The following is a 19,008-nucleotide window of genomic DNA, read 5'->3' as shown; positions in this document are numbered from 1 at the left end:
GCCCTCGCGCGGATACGCTCGGAGGCAGGGATGGAGAGAACGATACGACCGCTTCGCGTCGGCTTTATATTGTCGAACAACTTCACGCTGACGGCGTTCTCGAACTTCCTGGATGTCGTGCGATTGGCGGCCGACGACGGGGACAACAGCCGTCCAATCCGATGCCAATGGCACATCATGTCCGCGGGCGGCGATCCAATCAGGTCCAGCAGCGGCGTGCTGGTCACGCCCACCTCCAAATTCATCGACCCGTCCGAGCTCGACTACATCGTTGTGGTCGGAGGCCTGCTTCACGACGGTCCGCAGATCGACGAGCGCACCGGCAAATATCTTTTGACGGCGGCCGAGTCCAGCGCGGCGATCGTCGGTGTCTGCACCGGCAGCTTCATTCTCTGGCGCCTGGGCCTCCTGCGCCAGAAGAAGTGCTGCATCAGTTGGTACCACTATCGCGACTTCCTGGAGGAGTTCGGCGACACGTTGCCGATTGCAGACCAATTGTTCGTTGTCGATGGCAGGCGCATCACGTGCTCGGGCGGGATCGGCGCAGCCTATCTTGCGGCGCACATCGTCGAGTTGCGCCTTGGCCTGTCCAACGCGCAGAAAGCGCTTCACATCATGCAGATCGACCGGATGCGACCGGGCTCATCGGCTCAATCGGCTCCGCCTACGGAGTTCGTCGGCAACGATAGTCGGATCTCGCGCGCCTTGTTGATCATGGAGCAGAACCTGTCGTCCCCCCTTTCCATTGCCCGGCTGGCGGCGAAGGTCCGCCTCAGCACACGTCAACTCGAGCGGCTGTTCAAGGACGAGACGGGTCAGTCGCCTCAGAACGCCTATTTGCGCTTGCGGTTGAAGCATGCACGCTGGATGATGAAGACCGAGATGACGCTTGCGGCCATCGCTGCGGAAACCGGATTTGTCGACGGATCCCATCTCAGCAAGGCCTACAAATCCACGTTTGGGAGCAATCCGTCCGGGGATCGCAAGAGATCTGTCGGTAGCGTCCCAGATCTCGAACCAAGCGCGGAAGGTCGCCGGGTCTATGACCCTGCCTGAACTCAGTTTCTCACGAGATTGATTGCTGCGCTCAGTCAGCGGCATGTTGATCAGACTCCGCGGCCGAAGCCCCAGCCGCCGGTCGACGATACCGGGAGAGTCGCTGGTGATATCGGCCACATTTGGGGTCAGCGCACCTGCTTTTTCTTCTCGTAGATCAGAGCCTCGGTCTGCACATCCGACAGCGCACCGGCCCCCAATACTTGAACCGGACTTGTCTGATCGTAGTTGTAACTGCGCCGATTGTTCCTACGACGTTCTTCCTCCTGAGGCGGCTTTTGATCGCGTCGCGGCGTTTCCTGATCGCTCTCGCCGCCAAAGCCGAGCAGCTCGACGATGATGATCGACGGCCGGTCATTCGCGGGCTGCTGCGTCGCGTCCTTGACCGCGTCGGCCGCTGCCTTGTCCTTGGTTTCGACCGTCAGATTGACGGCCGGGGCCTGCACCTTCGGCACGCCCTTGGTCTCACCGCCAACCTTGATGTTGTCGGTGTTGAGCACATACATCGCCGCCACGGTGAAATTGCCGCTGACCCGGATTCCGGCGTCGCCCGCATCCACCGTGCCGACCGGAGCGATCAACGAGACGTCGCCGGCCTCGACACCGGTGAAGCCGATGATGGTGCCGATGCCGCTGCCGGAAATGTCAGCCTTTTCCATGACCTTCGTAACGGCGTCGGCATCGGTGGCGATTTCCGGCGCCGACGGCACGCGCGTGGTCTTGGCGCCGCGGCCGGCGTCGATATCGCCGAGCGTCGACCAGATCACCTCGTCGCCGCCGGCGAAGGTGAGGATGCGCGAGCGGTTCACCGTCACACTGTCGCGCGCAAAGATGTTGATGTCACCATAACCAAGCGTGACCAGGCCGGCGCCCGGCGGCACCACCGTGCCCAGCGCCGCCACCTGTAGTCCGCCGCCCGGTGTCAGCGTCTCGATACCGCCGCCAGCCATAGTGAGGAACGCGGTGTTGCCGATCTTGATATCGCCGCTCCAGTCCTTGCCGGGGAACAGCGTCTCGATCGCGGTGTAGCCACGCTTGTAGCCGCCGTGGATCGGCCGACCATCCGCATCGAGCGTGTTCTGATCGTCGCCGGCAGCCTTCAACTCCTGAATATACACCTGGCGCAGGAAGCGCTGCTGCGTCAGCGCAGGCAATGACTGGAAGCGCGTCCAGGCGCCGAGCGGCGACAAGGTCTCGCCGGTGATCTCCTGGATGAACGAGACCAGGCCGGACCTGACCTTGTGCGAAGATCCGCCGCGCGTTTCGAAGGCGTCGGTCAGGTAGATTGGCAGCATGACGCCATCGATCGTCGCCTTCAGGTAATCCGGCATCGCCGTGACATCGGCAGGATCGAGATAAGCTGCCGCCAGCGCATCGTAGGAGGGCTGCTTGCCTTTGAGGCCGGCCATCACGGAGATCGCGGCGCCGTCGCGCGGCAGTCCCCGAATCTCCGAGGTCTCGACCGGGCGGTTGTCGGCGTAGGCGTAGTAGTTACCACGACTGTTGATCACGAAGTTCGTGCTATAGACGTCTCGCCCCGCTGCCAGTGCAATCATGCCCGGGCCTTGGATATCGATGTTATAACCGATGATATCGTTTCCGGCCTCGAGCAGCGAAACATCAGAACGATGAACGTTACGCAGGTCGTAGCTGATATTGCGAATATCGGCCCCGGCACGGAACCAAGTCTGCTCGTTGGTGGTGACCTTTCCGAGGCGCATCACGTTGCCGGCAACGATCGGCGAGCCCGATATTGTGCCACTTCTTGCAAAGATACGGCTGGGCTCCTCGTCGCCCTCGTTAGCCAAATGATCCGGATTGCGAACGCCTTCGATATAGCTGCGATGCGGACTGTCGCTGTGACTGATCGGATTCTCGAACGTCATGGTATTGAACAGGAGAGCATGAAATCCACTGTTCGCAGGTGACTGGAAATCGAGCTCGAATGGATACTTCACGAGCTGGATAGCCGCACCTGCGCCTCCGCCCACAGGCCTGAAAGGCGAAGGCATCATCTCGAGGGTCGCCCGTGACATGGTTATTTCACCGAGCATCACATCAGTTTCGGCGAGGATACGGAGTTCGGGATGGCTTCCGGGAGCCGTGTAGAGACGATTGAGGTTGGTCACCGATCCGTTGAGAGCAGCGATGCGCGTCATTGAGGGATAGAGATTGGTCGCCATCAGACCGATGATCGAATAGTCGATATCGTCCGTGTAGACGCCGCCGCTGGACATATTGAGGTCCTTGGAGAGAAATCTCCCCTGGTTGGCCAACGTCACGTTGCCGCCTACCGCCAGCAGGTCGAGTGCCGTCCGATCAGTGTAACCGCTCATATGGGCGTTGTAGAAATCCTGACCGCCGAGCTTCAGGGAGTCGGAGCTGAGCAACAGGGGATCCATGACCGTCTGCAGGAGCAGGTCACCAGCGGTTCTGACCTTCATCGTCGCGTCGCCAAGCGCAATCACCGGTGCAATGGCATAGACATCGATCTGCGTCGCCGACTGCTGTGCAAACACCGTGCGTCCGACGGTGAATTCGCCCGCGCTGATGGTGCCGGCGCCACGTCCCACATAATAATAGCCTGCGCGGATCGCGCCGCCGGCTTCGACCTCCATCAGGCCGCCGTTGCGGATTTCGAGAAGCTTGGGCTCGCCGCTCGACATTCCGCCGCGGACGCGGCCGTTGGTGGGCAGCGCCACCAGCAAGTTGACCAGATCACCGCCCACATTGACCGACACGTTGCCGCCGCCGAGCGCACCGACGCCTTGCTGGAAATTGCCGTAATCGACCCACCATGAGCTCTGCTGGCCCGGCAGATAGACATAGCTTCCGTCGGTCGAGCCGACCTTCTTCAGCCACTCCACGAACAGCTGGTTGTCGTCCGGATTGGCCGGCAGCACCGACCCAACGCTGCCCTGCGCCGAGATTGTGAGATTACCGCCCTTGATGCCATAAGTCGCATTCACCGGCACGATGAAGTCGGCAAACGAGGTCTGGTCAGCTCGTCCCGCTGTGTAGATGACGGATTCGTTGTGCGCCAGAACCAGATCGCGGCCAGCCACGACACCGATATCACCGGTGCCGGTGCGGACGACCTTGCCGACGGCGGCATCGCCAACAATGAGCGAACCGCTGCCTGATGGCAGAGCCGCCAGCGGAGCGACCGCAAGCGCGCTTGCCGAGGTCAGATCGGCACCGGAGACGAGCCGCAGATCCCACGAGGCGGTATCCTGCAGTACACCACTCCGGTCCGCCGCCGAGAATCCATCGCTGAGATGGCCAAGGATGGTGAGATTGCCGGCCGCACGCAGCGTCAGTCCGCCGGCGCGGGCGTTGGCACCGAAGTCGGCAAACAGATTCCAGTCGGTTTCGGCGACGAGGTCGCCCGAGCTTCGGATCTCGATGCCGGGCATCACGGCAAGGCTGCCCGAGGCATTGAGGCGTGCAGCAATCGCCGCGGCACGGCCAGCGAAATTGTTGGCATCGGCAATCGCCGCCGCGCGGACCGCGTCAACCGAGCTGCTGTCATAGACGCTGACGCCTTCGAGCACGGCGGAACGTGCGCCGACAATATTGGCCTGGAGATTGCCGACCGCGATCTCGTCGTGACCGGCCGACTGCCGCGCGCGGAAGCGTACACGGCCCCCCTCGGCGCCGGAAACGTCGATGCTTCCACCGCGCAGATCCAACTGGCCGCCGCTGGCTTCCAGCGTCACGCGCCCGCCACCGAATTCGCCGTTGGCGCCGGCCTGCAGCCGGGCGGAGCTCAGCATCGTCAGCCCGTTGCCGGCGCTGACTGCGATCGTGCCGCCATATTCCGAGCGAGCATCGATCACGCCCGCCAGGGTGACTGAGCCCCGGTCAGCGACCAGCGCGAAGTCCGCGACGTTGGTGATGCCGTCGATCACCACATTGCCCGAGCGTATCCGGAACTGCCGCGACGCGGAGAAGCCCGACACGTTCAGCGTCTGGCTCATGGTGGCAAAGTCCGGCAGCGTCGCGATGTCCAGCGCAAACGAACCGCCCTTCTCGCCGACTTTCGCCTGGGCCTGGATGCGCCCGTCGAGCACCACGGTGCCGCCGTTCGATGCGGCCATCGAGAGCTTTCCTGCCGCGCCGCCATCGGCATGCGCGGCAAGATTGAGCGTTTCGCCCGAAGTCAATAGCACCGAGCCGACCGCCGTCAATGCGATGCTGCCTGCATCGGCGAACTGCGCGACGTCAAAGAACTCCTTCCTGGAGCCACCGACATCGACCAGGCCGCCTTGGCCGATCACGACATTGCCACCGGTCGCAGTCAGATTGACGGCACCTCCAAGCGCCACGATGCGCCCACTGAGATCGACGCTCGATCCTGTCAGCGAAAAGCGGGTGCCGAGGCTGAGTTCGGGACGATCGATGGCGCTATCGCCGCCGCCGATCACCCGAAGCGCGCCCTGGGTGACGATCGATTGCGATGCGCCGCCGCGCCCGGTCACCACCGGACCGGCTAACGTCACGGTCGCCATATCGGCTTCGATGCTGCCGTTGCCCTGCCCGACGATCTGGCGGCCCGCATTCAGCGTGACCGCATCGAAGCCCCGCAATACCTTGTTGCCGCCGCCAAGAACGATTTCGTCGGCGCTCAGTGTCAGCTGGAGATGACCGGCCCCGACGGGGCTGCTGAAGCTGCCGCCGCTGTTATCGAGCGCGATGCTGCGACCGCTGATCGCGATGGCACCATTGCCGTAACCAACCAGCCCGGCAGAATCCAGCGTCACCGCATTCAGACCGGCACCGCCAAGATTGACCGAGGTGTAGACGTCGATCGTGCTGTAGCTGCGCAAGGTGAGAGCCTGCGTATTGGCCAGTTGCGCCAGTGACACCGCATCGAGAACGAGGCCGGAGGTGCCGCCGCCGAAGCCGATCCGGCCGCTCGACAGTGACAGCGCCACGCCCGAAAGCTTCGCATTGCCGGCGACCAACGTGTTCTGAGTCGCATCGATCAGCAGCGCATTGCCACCCGCAAGTGTCGCATTGGCGCCGATCGTCACGATCCCGCCCGTCGTGATATCGACATTCTCGCGCAGCACCTTGACAGCATTGCCGGTGGAGACACGAAGCAGGGCACCGTAATCCCTCGACGGGCTCAACAGCACATCATTGTCGGGATTGCCATCGCTCACGCCGCCGAGGTCGCCGTAGACCGCCTTGACCTGCGGCGTCATCACGAGATCGACGCTGCTGCCCGGGGCTGTTCCGCTTGCGAGGATGACGCTGCCGTCGCCGACGCGAATCGTACCGCTCGCCGCAAAGAGGATTTCCGATCCCGTCAACGCACTCGTCGCATCGTTGCGAATGACAACGTCGCTCGCTGTCACATCGATACGCAGGCCTCTCGCGTCACCACTGCGAACGCCACCGATCAACAGACTGCCGGCGCCGAATTTGCTGAGCGCGTTCGCGTCGACCACCAGATAGCCCGTCAGATCGCCACGATCCTGACCGCTGCCGACGATCGCGATCCTGCTCCCGGCGATATCCACCAGACCGCCGCGACCGCCCGCAGCCGGTTGCGATTGCAGCAGACCTTCCAGCACGAGCTCGGTCGTCGCCTTGAACACCACCGATCCGCCGTCGGTTGGAAGCCGCGGCGTGACGATATTGACGCCGGTGAGACGGTATTGCCCAAGCTTGAACGCGTCGGATGCGAAGTAGGTGTTGGCGAAGGCTTCGTTGTACTCACTGTAGCTGCGCAAGGTCGTGCCCGACATCACCCGCCACGTCGAGCGGAGCTGCTCGAAGCCTCCGCCATAGGCATCTGCCCGGTAACCGCTCATCAGCAACGAACCGTCCGCCATCGGCACGGAATTGAGGACCTCCTTGCCCGCGGACTCCTTCACGACGGACACCGCGTACGCCCCGGGCAGCAAGGCGTAGCGCGCCGGCAGCAAGGCGTACCAGCCAGCGGCGAGGCCATTGCCCCCGGCAAGCCAGACTTGATCCTGTGAAGCCGTCGATACATTCAGCCCCGGCATGATCGCGTAAAGTCCTGCCTGGGTCAGCACGTCGTGCGAACCGCCCGGACCGGGGACATGCTCCCAAGCATAAAGATCGCCGCCACCGCGAATGTCGACAACCGAACCGGCCGCGAGCGTGACGCCGGGCGCATTGAGGACGATATTCTTTTCCGGCAGCTTGCTCAGCGTTGGCGTCGGATTGCCCGTGGTCGGCTTCGTGATCGGATCGTTCCAGAACTCGTCGTTGCTCAAGGTCCCGTAAGGGAGCACGAGACCTTCGCCGGATACCGACGTGATACTTCCTGCGCCCAGTGCGATGCTGTCCGTGGCGGTGAAGGTGATGCTGCCAAACGGCGCGCGCACCACGCCGTTCTGCGCGATCACCGGCGCCTCGAGGTTCAAAGTGCCGGCGGCTGACAGTGGCAGCCCTGTATCGCCGTTGCGCTCGATGACCAATTGCGTGCCGGCCTTGATCGAAGCAAGGATGCCGGTAGCCGGATAGACCTGCCCGACCTTCAGCTCGAGACGGCCGTCTGCATCGAGCGACGAGGTGCGGTTTGACCGCAGATCGGTCAGCAGGCCGCCCATCCGGAGATCGCGCGCCACCAGCTGCGTTTCAGCGAATCCGCTAAAGGCCGCTCTGGTGATGTCGATCAGATCGGCGGTCAGCACGACCTTGCCGACGCCGGCCGGGCCGGCTGAACCGGATCCGCCGAGGAGCGCGATATAGGGCGCGGTCAGCTTGGCCGTTCCTGCGCCGCCGCTGTTGATCGCGCCCTCGATCGAGATCGATTTTCCGAGCGACAGATTGATTGCCGGCGCAACTATGAATCCGCTGGTATTTGCCTTGAGATTGGCGAAGCCGCCGTTGTTCACGGTGTCGGCCGAAATCTTCGTGACCTTGACGTTGGCGGTCGGCAACTCCAGGCGTTGAGTGGCGTCAGGATCCGTGAAGAAGTATTTCGACAGCAGCGCGATCTGGTTGGTGAGTTGTGGCGTAACCGATGCCAGCGGCTGAGGGAGGCTGCTGGGCGTCGAGTCCGCGTTGAGATCGACGATGGCCAATCCCCCGCCGCGCGTGAGAGCGGTCGTCGCGTTCTGAAGGTCGTTTCGTACGATAGCGAACTGAAAGGCCAGGTCCGAACCGGAGCTGTATTCCGCGTAGATGTCCAGGTTCCTCCGCGGGTTGACCGCGACGATCGCCCCGGTGTCCCTGTCAACGTAGTACAGCGCCGGAAGCGTGAAGCCCGGCGTTGGCTCCGAAGAGCTTCCCACCGAGATATCGATCGTGCCTCCGACCGATCCAGCGCCGCCGGCATATCCCTGGAATGATCCTGCGACGACATCATTGGCGGCGCCGCTCAGCTTTAGTGCAATCGTACCGCCGTTACTGGCGAGGCTGTAGGTCCAGACCGCGCCCCGTCCCATCGCCAGATCGAAACTGCCGCTCGCCCCCGAGACATCGATCAGCGAACCGGCTTCGATCTTCATCACCGCCGCATCAGCGAGGCTGACACCGCCTCCGGCCAGCACCGTCCCGGAGCGCAGACCTCGCGCATCGATCTCCGTCACCGATGTGCCGCGTGCCAGCAGTTGCGCTCCTGCCGTGAGCGCGAGCTCGCCATTGGCGGACACGGAGATCGAGCCCGCCGGCGCGTCGATCACGCCACGCACGATCACGTCGCCGGGGATGGTGGTATCGGTCAGATCCTTATGACCGATGGCAGCCAGCGAGACGGAGCCGCGGACATCGGTCCGCACCACGGAGCCGGCGCCAACGGCGACGTTGTCGCCGATCAGGGACAGAGAAGTTGGCTTGCGATCCAGCCGATCCGCCGTCGGGAGCAACGCGAGCTTGCCAATTGCAGTGATCGGTGTGCCCGATGCAAAGGCGGAAACATCGACGCCGGCGAGATCGACATTCAACGGAAGCTGCGAAATCGTGGCGCCGTCCGCGACGGTAATGTTTCCCGTACTCGTCAACGACAAGCCGCGGAAGCCACGTTCGCTGTAGAGCGTCTCCGACAGCCGCAACACGGCGGGATCCGCCGGAGCGGTGCCGCCTACCTGGACCGATCCTGACGTAATAATCGTGAGTGAGCCACCCGAACCTGCCGCGTAGCCGCGCAGATCGAGTTCCGACAACTGATTGGCATCCGTGACCGACAGCGTGATGGCGCCGGCATCGCCGAGTTTCAACTTCGGCTTCGCGCCGCTCGTGTCGTACCAGCCGCCGCCGGACACGTCCAGCGTGATGCCCGGCGCGAAGTCGCCGGTGAGCTGGATCGTGCCGCCCTTGATCACGGGAAGCCGCGCGCCATCTGGGCCATTGATCCATTCACCACTGACATCGATCGCGGCGCCGCGACCGAAGGTCGCCGTCTCCGCGCCGGCAAACCAGACATTACCGCCAGCAATGCGAATGCTGCCGTCAACTCGAAAGCTGGCCGGATTTACAGTGCCAACATTGGCAATCACGTTGAACGTCGTGCCCGGCGCGAGCTCGAGTTTCTCGTCCTTGTCCAGCGTGAAACTGTTGGCGACATAGAAGGCAAGCTTCGACATGCCGGCGTCGGCCAGCACATCAGAATCGAGGTAGGTTGTCTTATCGCGAACCGATGTATCTCTATCCTGGGTGCCGTGGTACCATTTCGCATCCAACGGGCTGCTCGCGGTAAAGTTGGCAGGCAGCGTCTCCGGCTCGGCAGCGATGATGAGATTGCCCAGCAGCCACTGGCGATGCTCGTCGGCGTTGCCGCCAATCGTGAACGTGCCGGCGGTGGCGAGTTGGCCGGACGCCGCCTGCCGTTCCCCCGTGATGACCCCGCCCCAGTAGCTACCCTCGAGCACCATGGCTTCTGCAGCGAAGAACTGGATCGAACCGGCATCGCGGCCTTCGGTATAGCCCCGTTCGAACCGCGTGCCGTTGCTGCGATCCAATGGGTTGCGCCAGGTCTCGGTGATGCCGGCACGCTCATGCCTGCGAGTGAAGCCACCCGCGAGACCGACATAGAGACGATCGGGCGTCGCCGCACCGATATCGTAGACTCGACCGTCCGCCCCCAGAATCTTGGTCGTGGTGATCCAGCCGTCCGCATAGCGCACCGAGCCGCCAGAGACGTCGAGCAATGAACCTTCGCGGGTTACGATCGAGCCACTCGACTTGATGAAGATCGAGCCTGCCTTGGTGGATAGCTCACCCAGCGTTGTCTTGCCAACTCCGATCCAGCCGGAGAAATCGCCTAGCGGCGTGCCAACCCATTTGCCGGGCGAACCTGCGATCCAGTTGACGTCGGCCATGGGCCCGTCCCCGAACAAGCCGCTGACGCGCTTGTCGACGCTGACTGTCAGTCCGCGCAGCCACGAGTCACGATACAAAGGCGAATCGCGCAGTTCGTTGATACGAAATTCACCGGTGACGACGTTGCTCTCCATGGTGAGCAAGACGTCCTGCAGACCCGCGACGCTGAGATAGGCATCTTCGCCGATATACACGCGGCTGCCGTCGCGCCTCACCGGCTCCCCTGTGATGGGAACATTGCCTGACAGGGCCGATGTGCTGGCAACGATGCTGATGGTGCCGGCCGGCACGATGACGCTGGCTTGGGCCTCGATATCGATGAATTTCCCGCGCATCTCGATGCGACCGGGACTGTAACGCGTCGCCAGCGACGTCTGTTCGATGTCACTGGTATCAGTGAGGTCCGGCATCGCCGTGGTGACGCTGCCGGGGCCCAGAACCAACGTGCCAGTCGACCAGTAGCGCAGCGGCGGCCCCTCCGGCATCGAGCTGCCATAGGACATCATGCCCTCGCCCCAGGCGCGCAGCCGGATGGAGCCTTCGCGGTTGTTCAACGCGGTCGAGGCCTCGAGCGCGCCGTTCTGCACGATCTCGCGGGACATCAGGGTGATGTTGCCGTGGTCGGCCCGCACCATGCCATTGTTGACGACGTTGTAACCGACCGAAGCGCCACGCGCCGCCATCTCCGGGAACACGACGTCCTTCAGGCCCAGCGTGTAGTCGTTGTCGCCGACCCAGTTTCCCTGACCGGTCACTGTCGCCATATGGTAGTAGTCGAACATCCAGCGCATCGGCGCCGAGACGGCGACGTCGAGACCGCGAACGCCAGACTGATCGGTCGTGAGGTAGATCTGTTCGGCCGCCGCCATGATGACCTGGCCGTCGGGCGCCGAAATACGGCCGGAGTTGAGGACGTGCGGCGCAAACATCAGGGCCTTGCCGCCGCTCGCCATTGTGATCTGCGCCCCGGCCTCGATCCGCACATCGCCTGGAGCGTCACCGATGATCGCGCCTGCGACCTGGCTGGGATCGTTGAGCCCGACAAATTGGTTCGGGTTTTGTTGTCCGAGATAGCCGAATTGCGGCTTGGCAATACTGCTGCCCGATGGATCGTCGAAGACCATCAGCTGTTTGTTGATGCCGGCGCGGAACTGTTCATCCGACAGGCCCAACGACGAGGCGACGAAAGTGTTGACGTTGATCTGGCTCGATCCGCCGAAGATGATGCCGTTTTTGTTGATGACGTAGACTTGTCCTTCGGCCTTGATCGTGCCGAGGATCCGGCTTGGAGCCAGCGTCGGATCGGTGACACGATTGAGCGCAATCCAGTTGGCGGCGTCGGCACGACCGGCGGTCTGGTTGAAATACAGATCGGTCTCGCGGCCGACATTGAAGCTGGACCAGTTCAGGATTGCTTTTTGCTCGGTCTGCCTGACGGTCACCGTGGTGCGGCCTCCACCCTGGGCCTGCGTCGGCAGATCGGCGCCGGTCCAGACGCCCGGGACGGCTCCGGCCCCCGGCGCCGTCACCAGTCCTTCGGGCGTCAGTCCGTTCGGGACCATGCTTTGTGCCGCCAGCGCCGCCGCACGCACGGCGGCTTGACCGTCGCGCAGTGCCTGCAATGAAGCCGCCGCGCGCGCCATCGACTCCAGCGCCTGCTTGGCCGCGAGCGACGACTGCTGAGTGGCCAACTGCGCGGCCGTGGCAGTAGCTGCCGCAGGCGAACCCGAACCCGTGCTTGTGCTCCCCAGGCTGCGCGCCTGCGCCCCCGCAATGCTGCCGAGCAGCAGCGCAGCGGCACTAACCCCAACGAGCAAGTTGTTCTTGAGGGTGGCGCGGCGGGATCGGTCGGCGGCAGGCTGGACGGACATGGCTTGATCTCTCGGCAAAGACTTTGACGTGAAGCTGATTTCACGTGGATGACGTCACTCGAAGCGACGCTTTTCCTCTGCGTAGAGACATGCCGAAGCGCGGCACCGAAAAAAAAATAAGAAATAGTTCGAGCTCAGGAATTCCCAAGCAATCGACGGCGTTTAGCTCAGCAGGACGATGCCGCCCGGCAAGGATGTGACGGTCGCGCCAAACAGTTTCTCGACTTGCTCAAGGATCGCATCGACGTTGCGAACCCGGAAATTGGCGCTGAACAGCCGCGCGCCGAGCGCAGAATTCACGACGATGATTTTTCCGGAACGATAACGATTGATTTCGGTGATGACTTCACGTAGCGGCTTGGAGTGGAAGATCAACAGATCGTCTTGCCAGGCGGTCACGATCGCTGCATCGACGAACGCGGGCTTCCCCAAGCCTGATCGATCGTAGGTGATCTGCTCGCGGGCGCGCAACGACGCTGTCGCCGCGCCGTACGAGACGTGAACGTTCCCCTCGATGCAGGTCACGCAAACCGCGTGCCCATCATTCCGTATGTTGAATTTCGCTCCAATTCCGCTGGTTTGGCCTTGACGGGACGTCACGACAAAGGCCGGCCCCGCACCAGATGGCGTCGCGACCAGCGCCTCGCCCGAGATCAGCTCGATCCCCGCGGCCTCCTTCGCGACCTGGCGCAGCGCAATGCTGGTCTGGGTATTCATCTCGACGAAAGTCGAGTCGGCCACCACAATACGCCGCCGCTCGCCGGTGTGCGTCCGATAGTCGGCCGCCATTTCCGACCAGGATGGCCAGAGGCCGAGCGGCGGCTGCACGACGAGATATGCCGCGCTCGCAGCGATGGCGGCGGCGGCCCCGCCGCCGAGCACGGCACGACGTGACATCGAGATAGAGGCGAACGTCCGCGCGGCCGGGCGATTCCCCTCAAATACCTCGGGCCCCAAGGCCTCCCACATCCGGGTGGCCTTCATAAACGCGGTGCGATGCGCCGGATCGCGCTCGCACCACATCTTGCCTTCCCGCACGTCAGCAGGTCCTGCTTCCCCCGAGGTGAAACGGACCAGCCAATCGTGCGCTTCGCGCTCGATCCGCTCCAACTTTTCGCGTGGGCTATCGGTCATCCCTGTCATCAATACGCTTGCCGGCCCCCTGTCCATGCGATTGCTGAACGGGCTGAGGGCCGAATCTTTGCACGAGTTTCCGATCCAGACGAAGCGCGCAATGGGCTAACGCATGCTTCAACTCGATCTCAACCAGTCTTTGTGATATCTCCAACTGTACTGCAATTGCGTGCAGGGTTTTTCCTTCAACGCGCGCTGCATGCAGGATAGCGCGCCGTCGCGGGGTTAATTCCCGGATCGCCTGTTGAAAGGCTTCGAGCTCGATCTTCGCTTCCAGGCTTCGTTGGGGACCGGGCGCTTCATCGGCAATGTCGAAGGCGATCTTCGCGTCATCGAGCGAAACCGTGTATTTTTCCGAGTGCAGTTTCCTCAGGGCGATATTTTTGGCCATGCGCAACAAGTAAGAGCGCGGCCGCTGCACCGGCGGCAGATCCGCGCCCCGGCAAAGCTCCATATACGTGTCCTGCAAGGCGTCACCTGCAAGCTCCACCGAATTCAATCGACGGGCCAACCTGGCTCGCAAATCATCATAGCAGAGTGTCAAAAAACGGCGCAATTCGGCGCGGCTGCTGTGGGTCATGCGGGATCGCGACGCTGGACCCTTGTCCCGCAAGCGTCGTACGCGCCTCCTGCCTCGCGCACCGACATACTAGCGCCCGGCCTTCTGGTCGACGGGTGATGCGCAGAGCCTCGCATCGGCCGCTGCTCCCGGCAGCGCAACCATGGTGATCGGTTGCGGCATCTGCGCCGGTGGCGGTTCGGTCATGCGTGACTTGCCAAGCGTCGCCAACAGCATCCGGTGACTTGCCTGTTCGCCGGCCGATCCGTCCAGTTCTGCGTGCTGCACCAATCCCGACGAACTGATCCACAGCTTGATCACCAGCCGATAACTCACGGGACGCATGTCGGGATACCGGCACAGAATACGCAGGATATCGGCTTGCACCACAGCGAAATAGCGCTGGTATCGGCCATCCTGGGCGATCCGCGCCGTAGCGAACGCATGCGCCGCATCATCGCCGGGATGAATCAGCAAGTAGCTGTTTTCGCGCGCGCGCAGTGGGACGAGTTCTGTCCCTGCGAGCAGGTCTCTGAGAGCATCGTCACGCGTAAGGGCGCCGGTGACCGCAGAGGATCGCTGTCCGATCGCCGCTGCGCCGTCGTAATATACCTCGGTCCCGGTCGCCGCGCAGAACGCGTCTATCGCAGACGCCAGAGGTTGCGCGGGGATGTCGAAGGAAGTCGCTCCCGCCGGCGATGCATGCGACAGAGCCAAAACCATCATCAAATGCGCGACAACAACGGCAAGATCCCGTGTGATCACGCACTTCCACCAGCTGACGATGTTCATGAAATGCTGGTTCACCTTGGCAAACACGTTACTCACGGATGGCTGCGGATCGATCCGTTACGAATTAAACCGGAGGCCGGTCAATCAGAAACTCCTCCCAACTTACGACGCTGCGCAAGACGGTATTGTGACACGCCTCGACTACGGATCTGGCGTCACCAAATGCTAAACGCCGTCGTTTACTCGACAGGCGTCGTCTCATCCGAACCAATCATCGATTTGGGTGCTTGACGCGCGGCGCAGTATCAAGCCTTGCGGCGGTAAATTTGCACCTCTTGCGCGAGATATGCTGACATGATGCTGCCGCAACGGGCCTCACTGATCCCGACATGGAGCGATTGTTTGGAGCACCTTAACGACATAGCGCTGTCGTCGAGGTCTTGAAGATCGAGAGCTTCCGGCGATACGGCGAAGGCGATCGGCGAGACTCACGAAGTCAAGTGTGATCCGGCCGGGCGGATCATCAGCCGCGCGAGGCTGTCGAAAGTTGAAAGAGGAAAGCCGAACCATTCCGATCGCGGGCAAGATTGCTCGCGGGCTCGGGCTAAGCCTTTCTTCGATCGTTGGAGGCGCTGAAGCATCCGGTGACGCGATCCGGGTAGTGCCATCCAGCGCTCGATTGACGTTCGTAGACAAAGCAAACGGCTTTGAGCGCGAGTTGCCTCCACCGCCTTCAGATATTCCAGGTATCGAAGTGCTGCGCCACGAGATCGCGCGTGAAAAGGCTGGTGTAGGTCGTACACCTCGACCTCGATCCGAGACCCAACTGTGAAGTCTCAAGCAGAGGGCCGGACGCAGAATCCCACACCACGAACTGTATGAATGATTAAGAGTCTGCGGCTTGGTCATTTGACCAAGCCGCTCCATGACAATCCGATACTATTTCTTCAATGGCGCATAGAACGTTCCATCGACCTCGGCGATGTCATCCTGATCGAGCTTTCGAACCTCGAGAACAGTACGTGGCGGATAGGGCCCTTTATCCCAAAGATCTTCCTGCACCTTATTCACCACAGGGCGTAAACGCACGACATCAGATACATAGATGGTCAAGCGTACCGCATCTCTTAGTGACGCACCCTCGGCAGCGGCGACCTGCTGCATATTGACGAACATCTGGCGGATACGTGCCTCCTCGCCTTCAACGAGCTTGTTGGTGGCAGGATCGATACCGCGCATGCCGCCGACAAACACAAAATCGCCAGCGCGAGCACCTGCGCTCCACGATCCGGTCGGCTTCACACCTCCGTCGACGGACGGGATGATCTTCACTCCGTCAGCACAAGCCGGGCTTCCTATGAAAACACAAGCCAGAACGGTGGCGAGCAAGCGTGAATCAACAGTCATACATATCCTCCAGGTGAACAAAGAAAACTTGGCTTTCGCGCCTCAGCAACTGAGAACGACTGCATCGATCAATTTTCCAACCACGGACCTCGTCGTCGCTGCCAGAATGGCGCGTCAATAAAGCGCTGCTCGGAGGCATACATCGCCGTTTGTGCAGCAAGGTGCGATGCGATGCCTTGCAGGAACTGCTGCTGATACCGAACCGCTTTCGTCCCGTCGTTTTGCGTAAGAAGTCCGACAACGCTTTCGGCGGCCTGAATTCCGCTCCACAGGGCGGTAGCAAGTCCGTTCGCGCCGAGCGGATCCAACGCACTGGCAGCATCGCCAGCTCGAATGATGAATGGTTCAACAAGCTCCGACGCTGTTACGGTGCTGGCTGCGGCGAAATGCAGTTCGGGCGCCGCGGCCAGATCCATACCAAGACTCGACAAGCGCGGAGAGATCGCTGTTGTTTGCGACGCCAGGTCGGCCCACAGGCCGGCATTCTTGCGCAATCCTGCCGGCAGCAGATCGGAATCAGTAAAGAGTCCCACCAGCATACGGCCCCTGGGCAGCAACGACATATACCACCATCCTATCGCCACTGCCTCAACAAGCGTAACCGGGATGGCCTCAACGTCCTCATCAAGCGTGAAGACGCCGTAGCAGGCCACGAGCTTGTCGAGGCGACGGAGCGTCACCGCCGAACCTGCGGTCACAGCGGAGCGGCCTGAACAATCGACCAACAGCCGCGTATTCACCGATGATCCGTCAGCAAGCTCAACGGCGATTCCGGTTTCAGATCTCGAGAACTGGCGGGCTTCACAGAAGTCGCGACTTACGCCATCGGCTTCGAGTGTTTCCGCCATCCGAGCCTCAAGCCGATAACGATCGATGTGCCAGCCCGACATTTCTTCCTGGTGGAACAGACCACGACGCAGCGCTCTATTACCCCACACGGAATAGCTGCCTTGACTGACTAACGCCGTCTCTGCATCAAGCAGGCTATGCCACCCAAGTGTTTCCAGATGGGGCCCGGCCCGAAACGACAGCGTTTCGCCCCGACTGGCAACATCCGACAATGGGGCGACAAGAAGGGCATCAATCCCGCGACGCGACAGGATGCGGGCACATGCCATTCCGGCCATGCCCGCCCGCAAAATGACGGCCTGACGTTCTGTCACTACTTCAGTTCTTTGTTCGCGGCCAAATCCGTCGAACCGCGCTGCACCTCGACGAAGACTTCTGCAGGAACGCCAGGAATATCCTTGGGGCCACTGCGACGCACGACAACGCCCATCTGCGTCCAGAGCTCGATCATCCGGCGCAGGCCGTCTGTATAGCTTGCATCGACGTGCAAGCCGACGCCGGCCGCGCCGCGCGACCAGGCGACACGCGCGTGATAGAAGCGCAGGCGCTCCTCCATCGGAAGGTCGGTACGCATCATCTGCTTGTAGAACCCTTCCGGCAGAACATCGACGGGCAAAAGCGCCGGCCACCACACTGGCGTCGGGAACCCCTCGCCCGTCAGCACAGATTGGCAGCTGAACGCATCGCCCTGCCACGGAACACCCATCCAGCGCGTGAGGTCGCCAGGCGCCTGCGGTCCAACGGGAGCCCCATCCTGCGGTCGCTGCGGATCGCCTGAGAACACATTCTGCGGATTGAGTTGTAGTCCGATGTTTTGAACCAGCTTCTTCCGGTTCGAAATCGCGATACGGAACGGTAGCGACGTCTCCTTCGTCGAGCGGTAGAGCGCCGCATGACGGATAGGCCAGGTGATCTCTACGCCGGGATGGAAGGCTCCGCCGGAACATGCATCGAGCGCAGCGCGCGTCAATGCTTCCGGACGCAACGACAATGGCATGTCATCGAGCTGCTTGACGGCATCTGCTGCAGGATCATCGAGATCATTGATAAAGTCGCCCTTCGCCCAGTCGCTCAGAATTCCGTATTGGGTGGATGTAAGCGTGAGCCAACCGGTCGGGCTGCCCGGGAAATTGACGCCGTCACCGAGCATCGGAGGCAGGGCGTCCGAACGGGTATCGTCCCCACCGGGCTTACGGAACGCCGCGAGCACCTTCTCTCGGGCAGGGCGTGCCTTTGCTCCCGTATCCGCCAACGACTTGATCACCGCCGGATCCGAAAGATCGTCGAGGTCCATCCAGGCCTTGCCGAGATAGGAGGCCTGCGCGACCCACTGCATCATCCCGGAGCGCCGCAGAATAGGCAGCACGTCGCGACGGAAGGAAACCTGACCGGCGACCGCCTTCATATGTCCCGTAGCGATCATCGCTTCGCGCGCGGCATCATAAAGGCTGACGATCGGTTCGATCTGGGGAGCGAACTTCGGTCCGCAGCACAGGACCCACGCCGGTTCGCAATCGATATCTGTATCGCCGACGCGTACTGTGGCTTTCACCCAGCCATCGCACCAATCGTCGTGCCATCCATCGTTGTTGGTGAAGTCGCGCACCGGATTCTGAGCCAAAGCACTGTTGGATATTCCGTCTCCCGGGAACACCAGCAGGCGGCCTGCATCGTCAGTACGGAGATGACCGAGTTTCACCGGCAGCTTTTTCCAGAACTGACCTGCCATTTGATAGGCGGTATCCCGACCATCCGTATTCTTCGATGCGCCATCGATGCGGACTGCCCCCGCGTCAATCGCCAGCATTTGTTCGCGACGTGCCGGTTCGATGAAGGCATTGCGTTGTGCGCCGGGAATACCGGGAGCCTGCGCTCCTCCATCCATGGCATTCGAATAGCCATACCAGGCAGCCTTGGTGTTCGCGACGTGCACCGTCCAGCGCACGCCGTCGGACGCTCCCAGCTCGCGCACCACGCGTCCCTGATCGTCATAGCCGTACACGCGGAAGCGCTGGACCTGTTTCTTGATGCTGCCTGGTCCCTGCTTGAATCCTCCCGGAGGCTCGTTCATCAGACCGGGAACCTCGGGCGCCAGAA

Annotated in this window: 8 protein-coding genes; 1 reads left to right on the top strand and 7 read right to left on the bottom strand. The window is 62.1% G+C overall.

The window, feature by feature from the left end; genetic code table 11:
* Positions 1–30 precede the first annotated feature (30 nt).
* A complete protein-coding gene (locus ACZXDY_RS03300) occupies positions 31–1,056 on the top strand; it encodes a GlxA family transcriptional regulator (RefSeq protein ID WP_464344477.1) in 1,026 nt (341 codons plus the stop codon).
* Positions 1,057–1,184: 128 nt separating this feature from the next.
* Here ACZXDY_RS03300 and ACZXDY_RS03295 read toward each other — a convergent pair whose 3' ends face one another.
* From ACZXDY_RS03295 to goxA, 7 genes are all read right to left on the bottom strand, one after another.
* On the bottom strand, positions 1,185–12,230 hold the full coding sequence (locus tag ACZXDY_RS03295) for a filamentous haemagglutinin family protein (protein ID WP_464344476.1): 11,046 nt from the start codon (positions 12,228–12,230) through the stop codon (positions 1,185–1,187).
* Between the two features lie 162 nt (positions 12,231–12,392).
* Positions 12,393–13,364, bottom strand: coding sequence for a FecR family protein (locus ACZXDY_RS03290; RefSeq protein WP_464344475.1), 972 nt, complete (start codon positions 13,362–13,364; stop codon positions 12,393–12,395).
* Positions 13,354–13,944 (bottom strand): RNA polymerase sigma factor, encoded by a 591-nt coding sequence (locus tag ACZXDY_RS03285; protein WP_464344474.1) that lies wholly within the window; start codon positions 13,942–13,944, stop codon positions 13,354–13,356. The genes ACZXDY_RS03290 and ACZXDY_RS03285 overlap by 11 nt, the downstream gene beginning before the upstream one ends.
* Positions 13,945–14,013: 69 nt before the next feature.
* Positions 14,014–14,751 carry an STN domain-containing protein gene (locus tag ACZXDY_RS03280; RefSeq protein WP_464344473.1) on the bottom strand — a complete coding sequence of 246 codons (738 nt, stop codon included), beginning with the start codon at positions 14,749–14,751 and terminating at the stop codon, positions 14,014–14,016.
* Between the two features lie 843 nt (positions 14,752–15,594).
* Positions 15,595–16,062: a RidA family protein gene (locus tag ACZXDY_RS03275; protein WP_028161959.1), complete on the bottom strand. Its 468-nt coding sequence runs from the start codon at positions 16,060–16,062 to the stop codon at positions 15,595–15,597.
* 68 nt (positions 16,063–16,130) lie between these two features.
* Positions 16,131–17,225 carry an NAD(P)/FAD-dependent oxidoreductase gene (locus tag ACZXDY_RS03270; RefSeq protein ID WP_464344472.1) on the bottom strand — a complete coding sequence of 365 codons (1,095 nt, stop codon included), beginning with the start codon at positions 17,223–17,225 and terminating at the stop codon, positions 16,131–16,133.
* Positions 17,225–19,006, bottom strand: coding sequence for a CTQ-dependent glycine oxidase GoxA (gene goxA / locus ACZXDY_RS03265; RefSeq protein WP_464344599.1), 1,782 nt, complete (start codon positions 19,004–19,006; stop codon positions 17,225–17,227). The genes ACZXDY_RS03270 and goxA overlap by 1 nt, the downstream gene beginning before the upstream one ends.
* Between the last annotated feature and the right edge of the window lie 2 nt (positions 19,007–19,008).

The organism is Bradyrhizobium sp. LeoB3 (assembly GCF_055456055.1).
The sequence above is the reverse complement of the archived record's forward strand: the minus strand, read 5'-3'. Positions and strand labels throughout refer to the sequence as shown.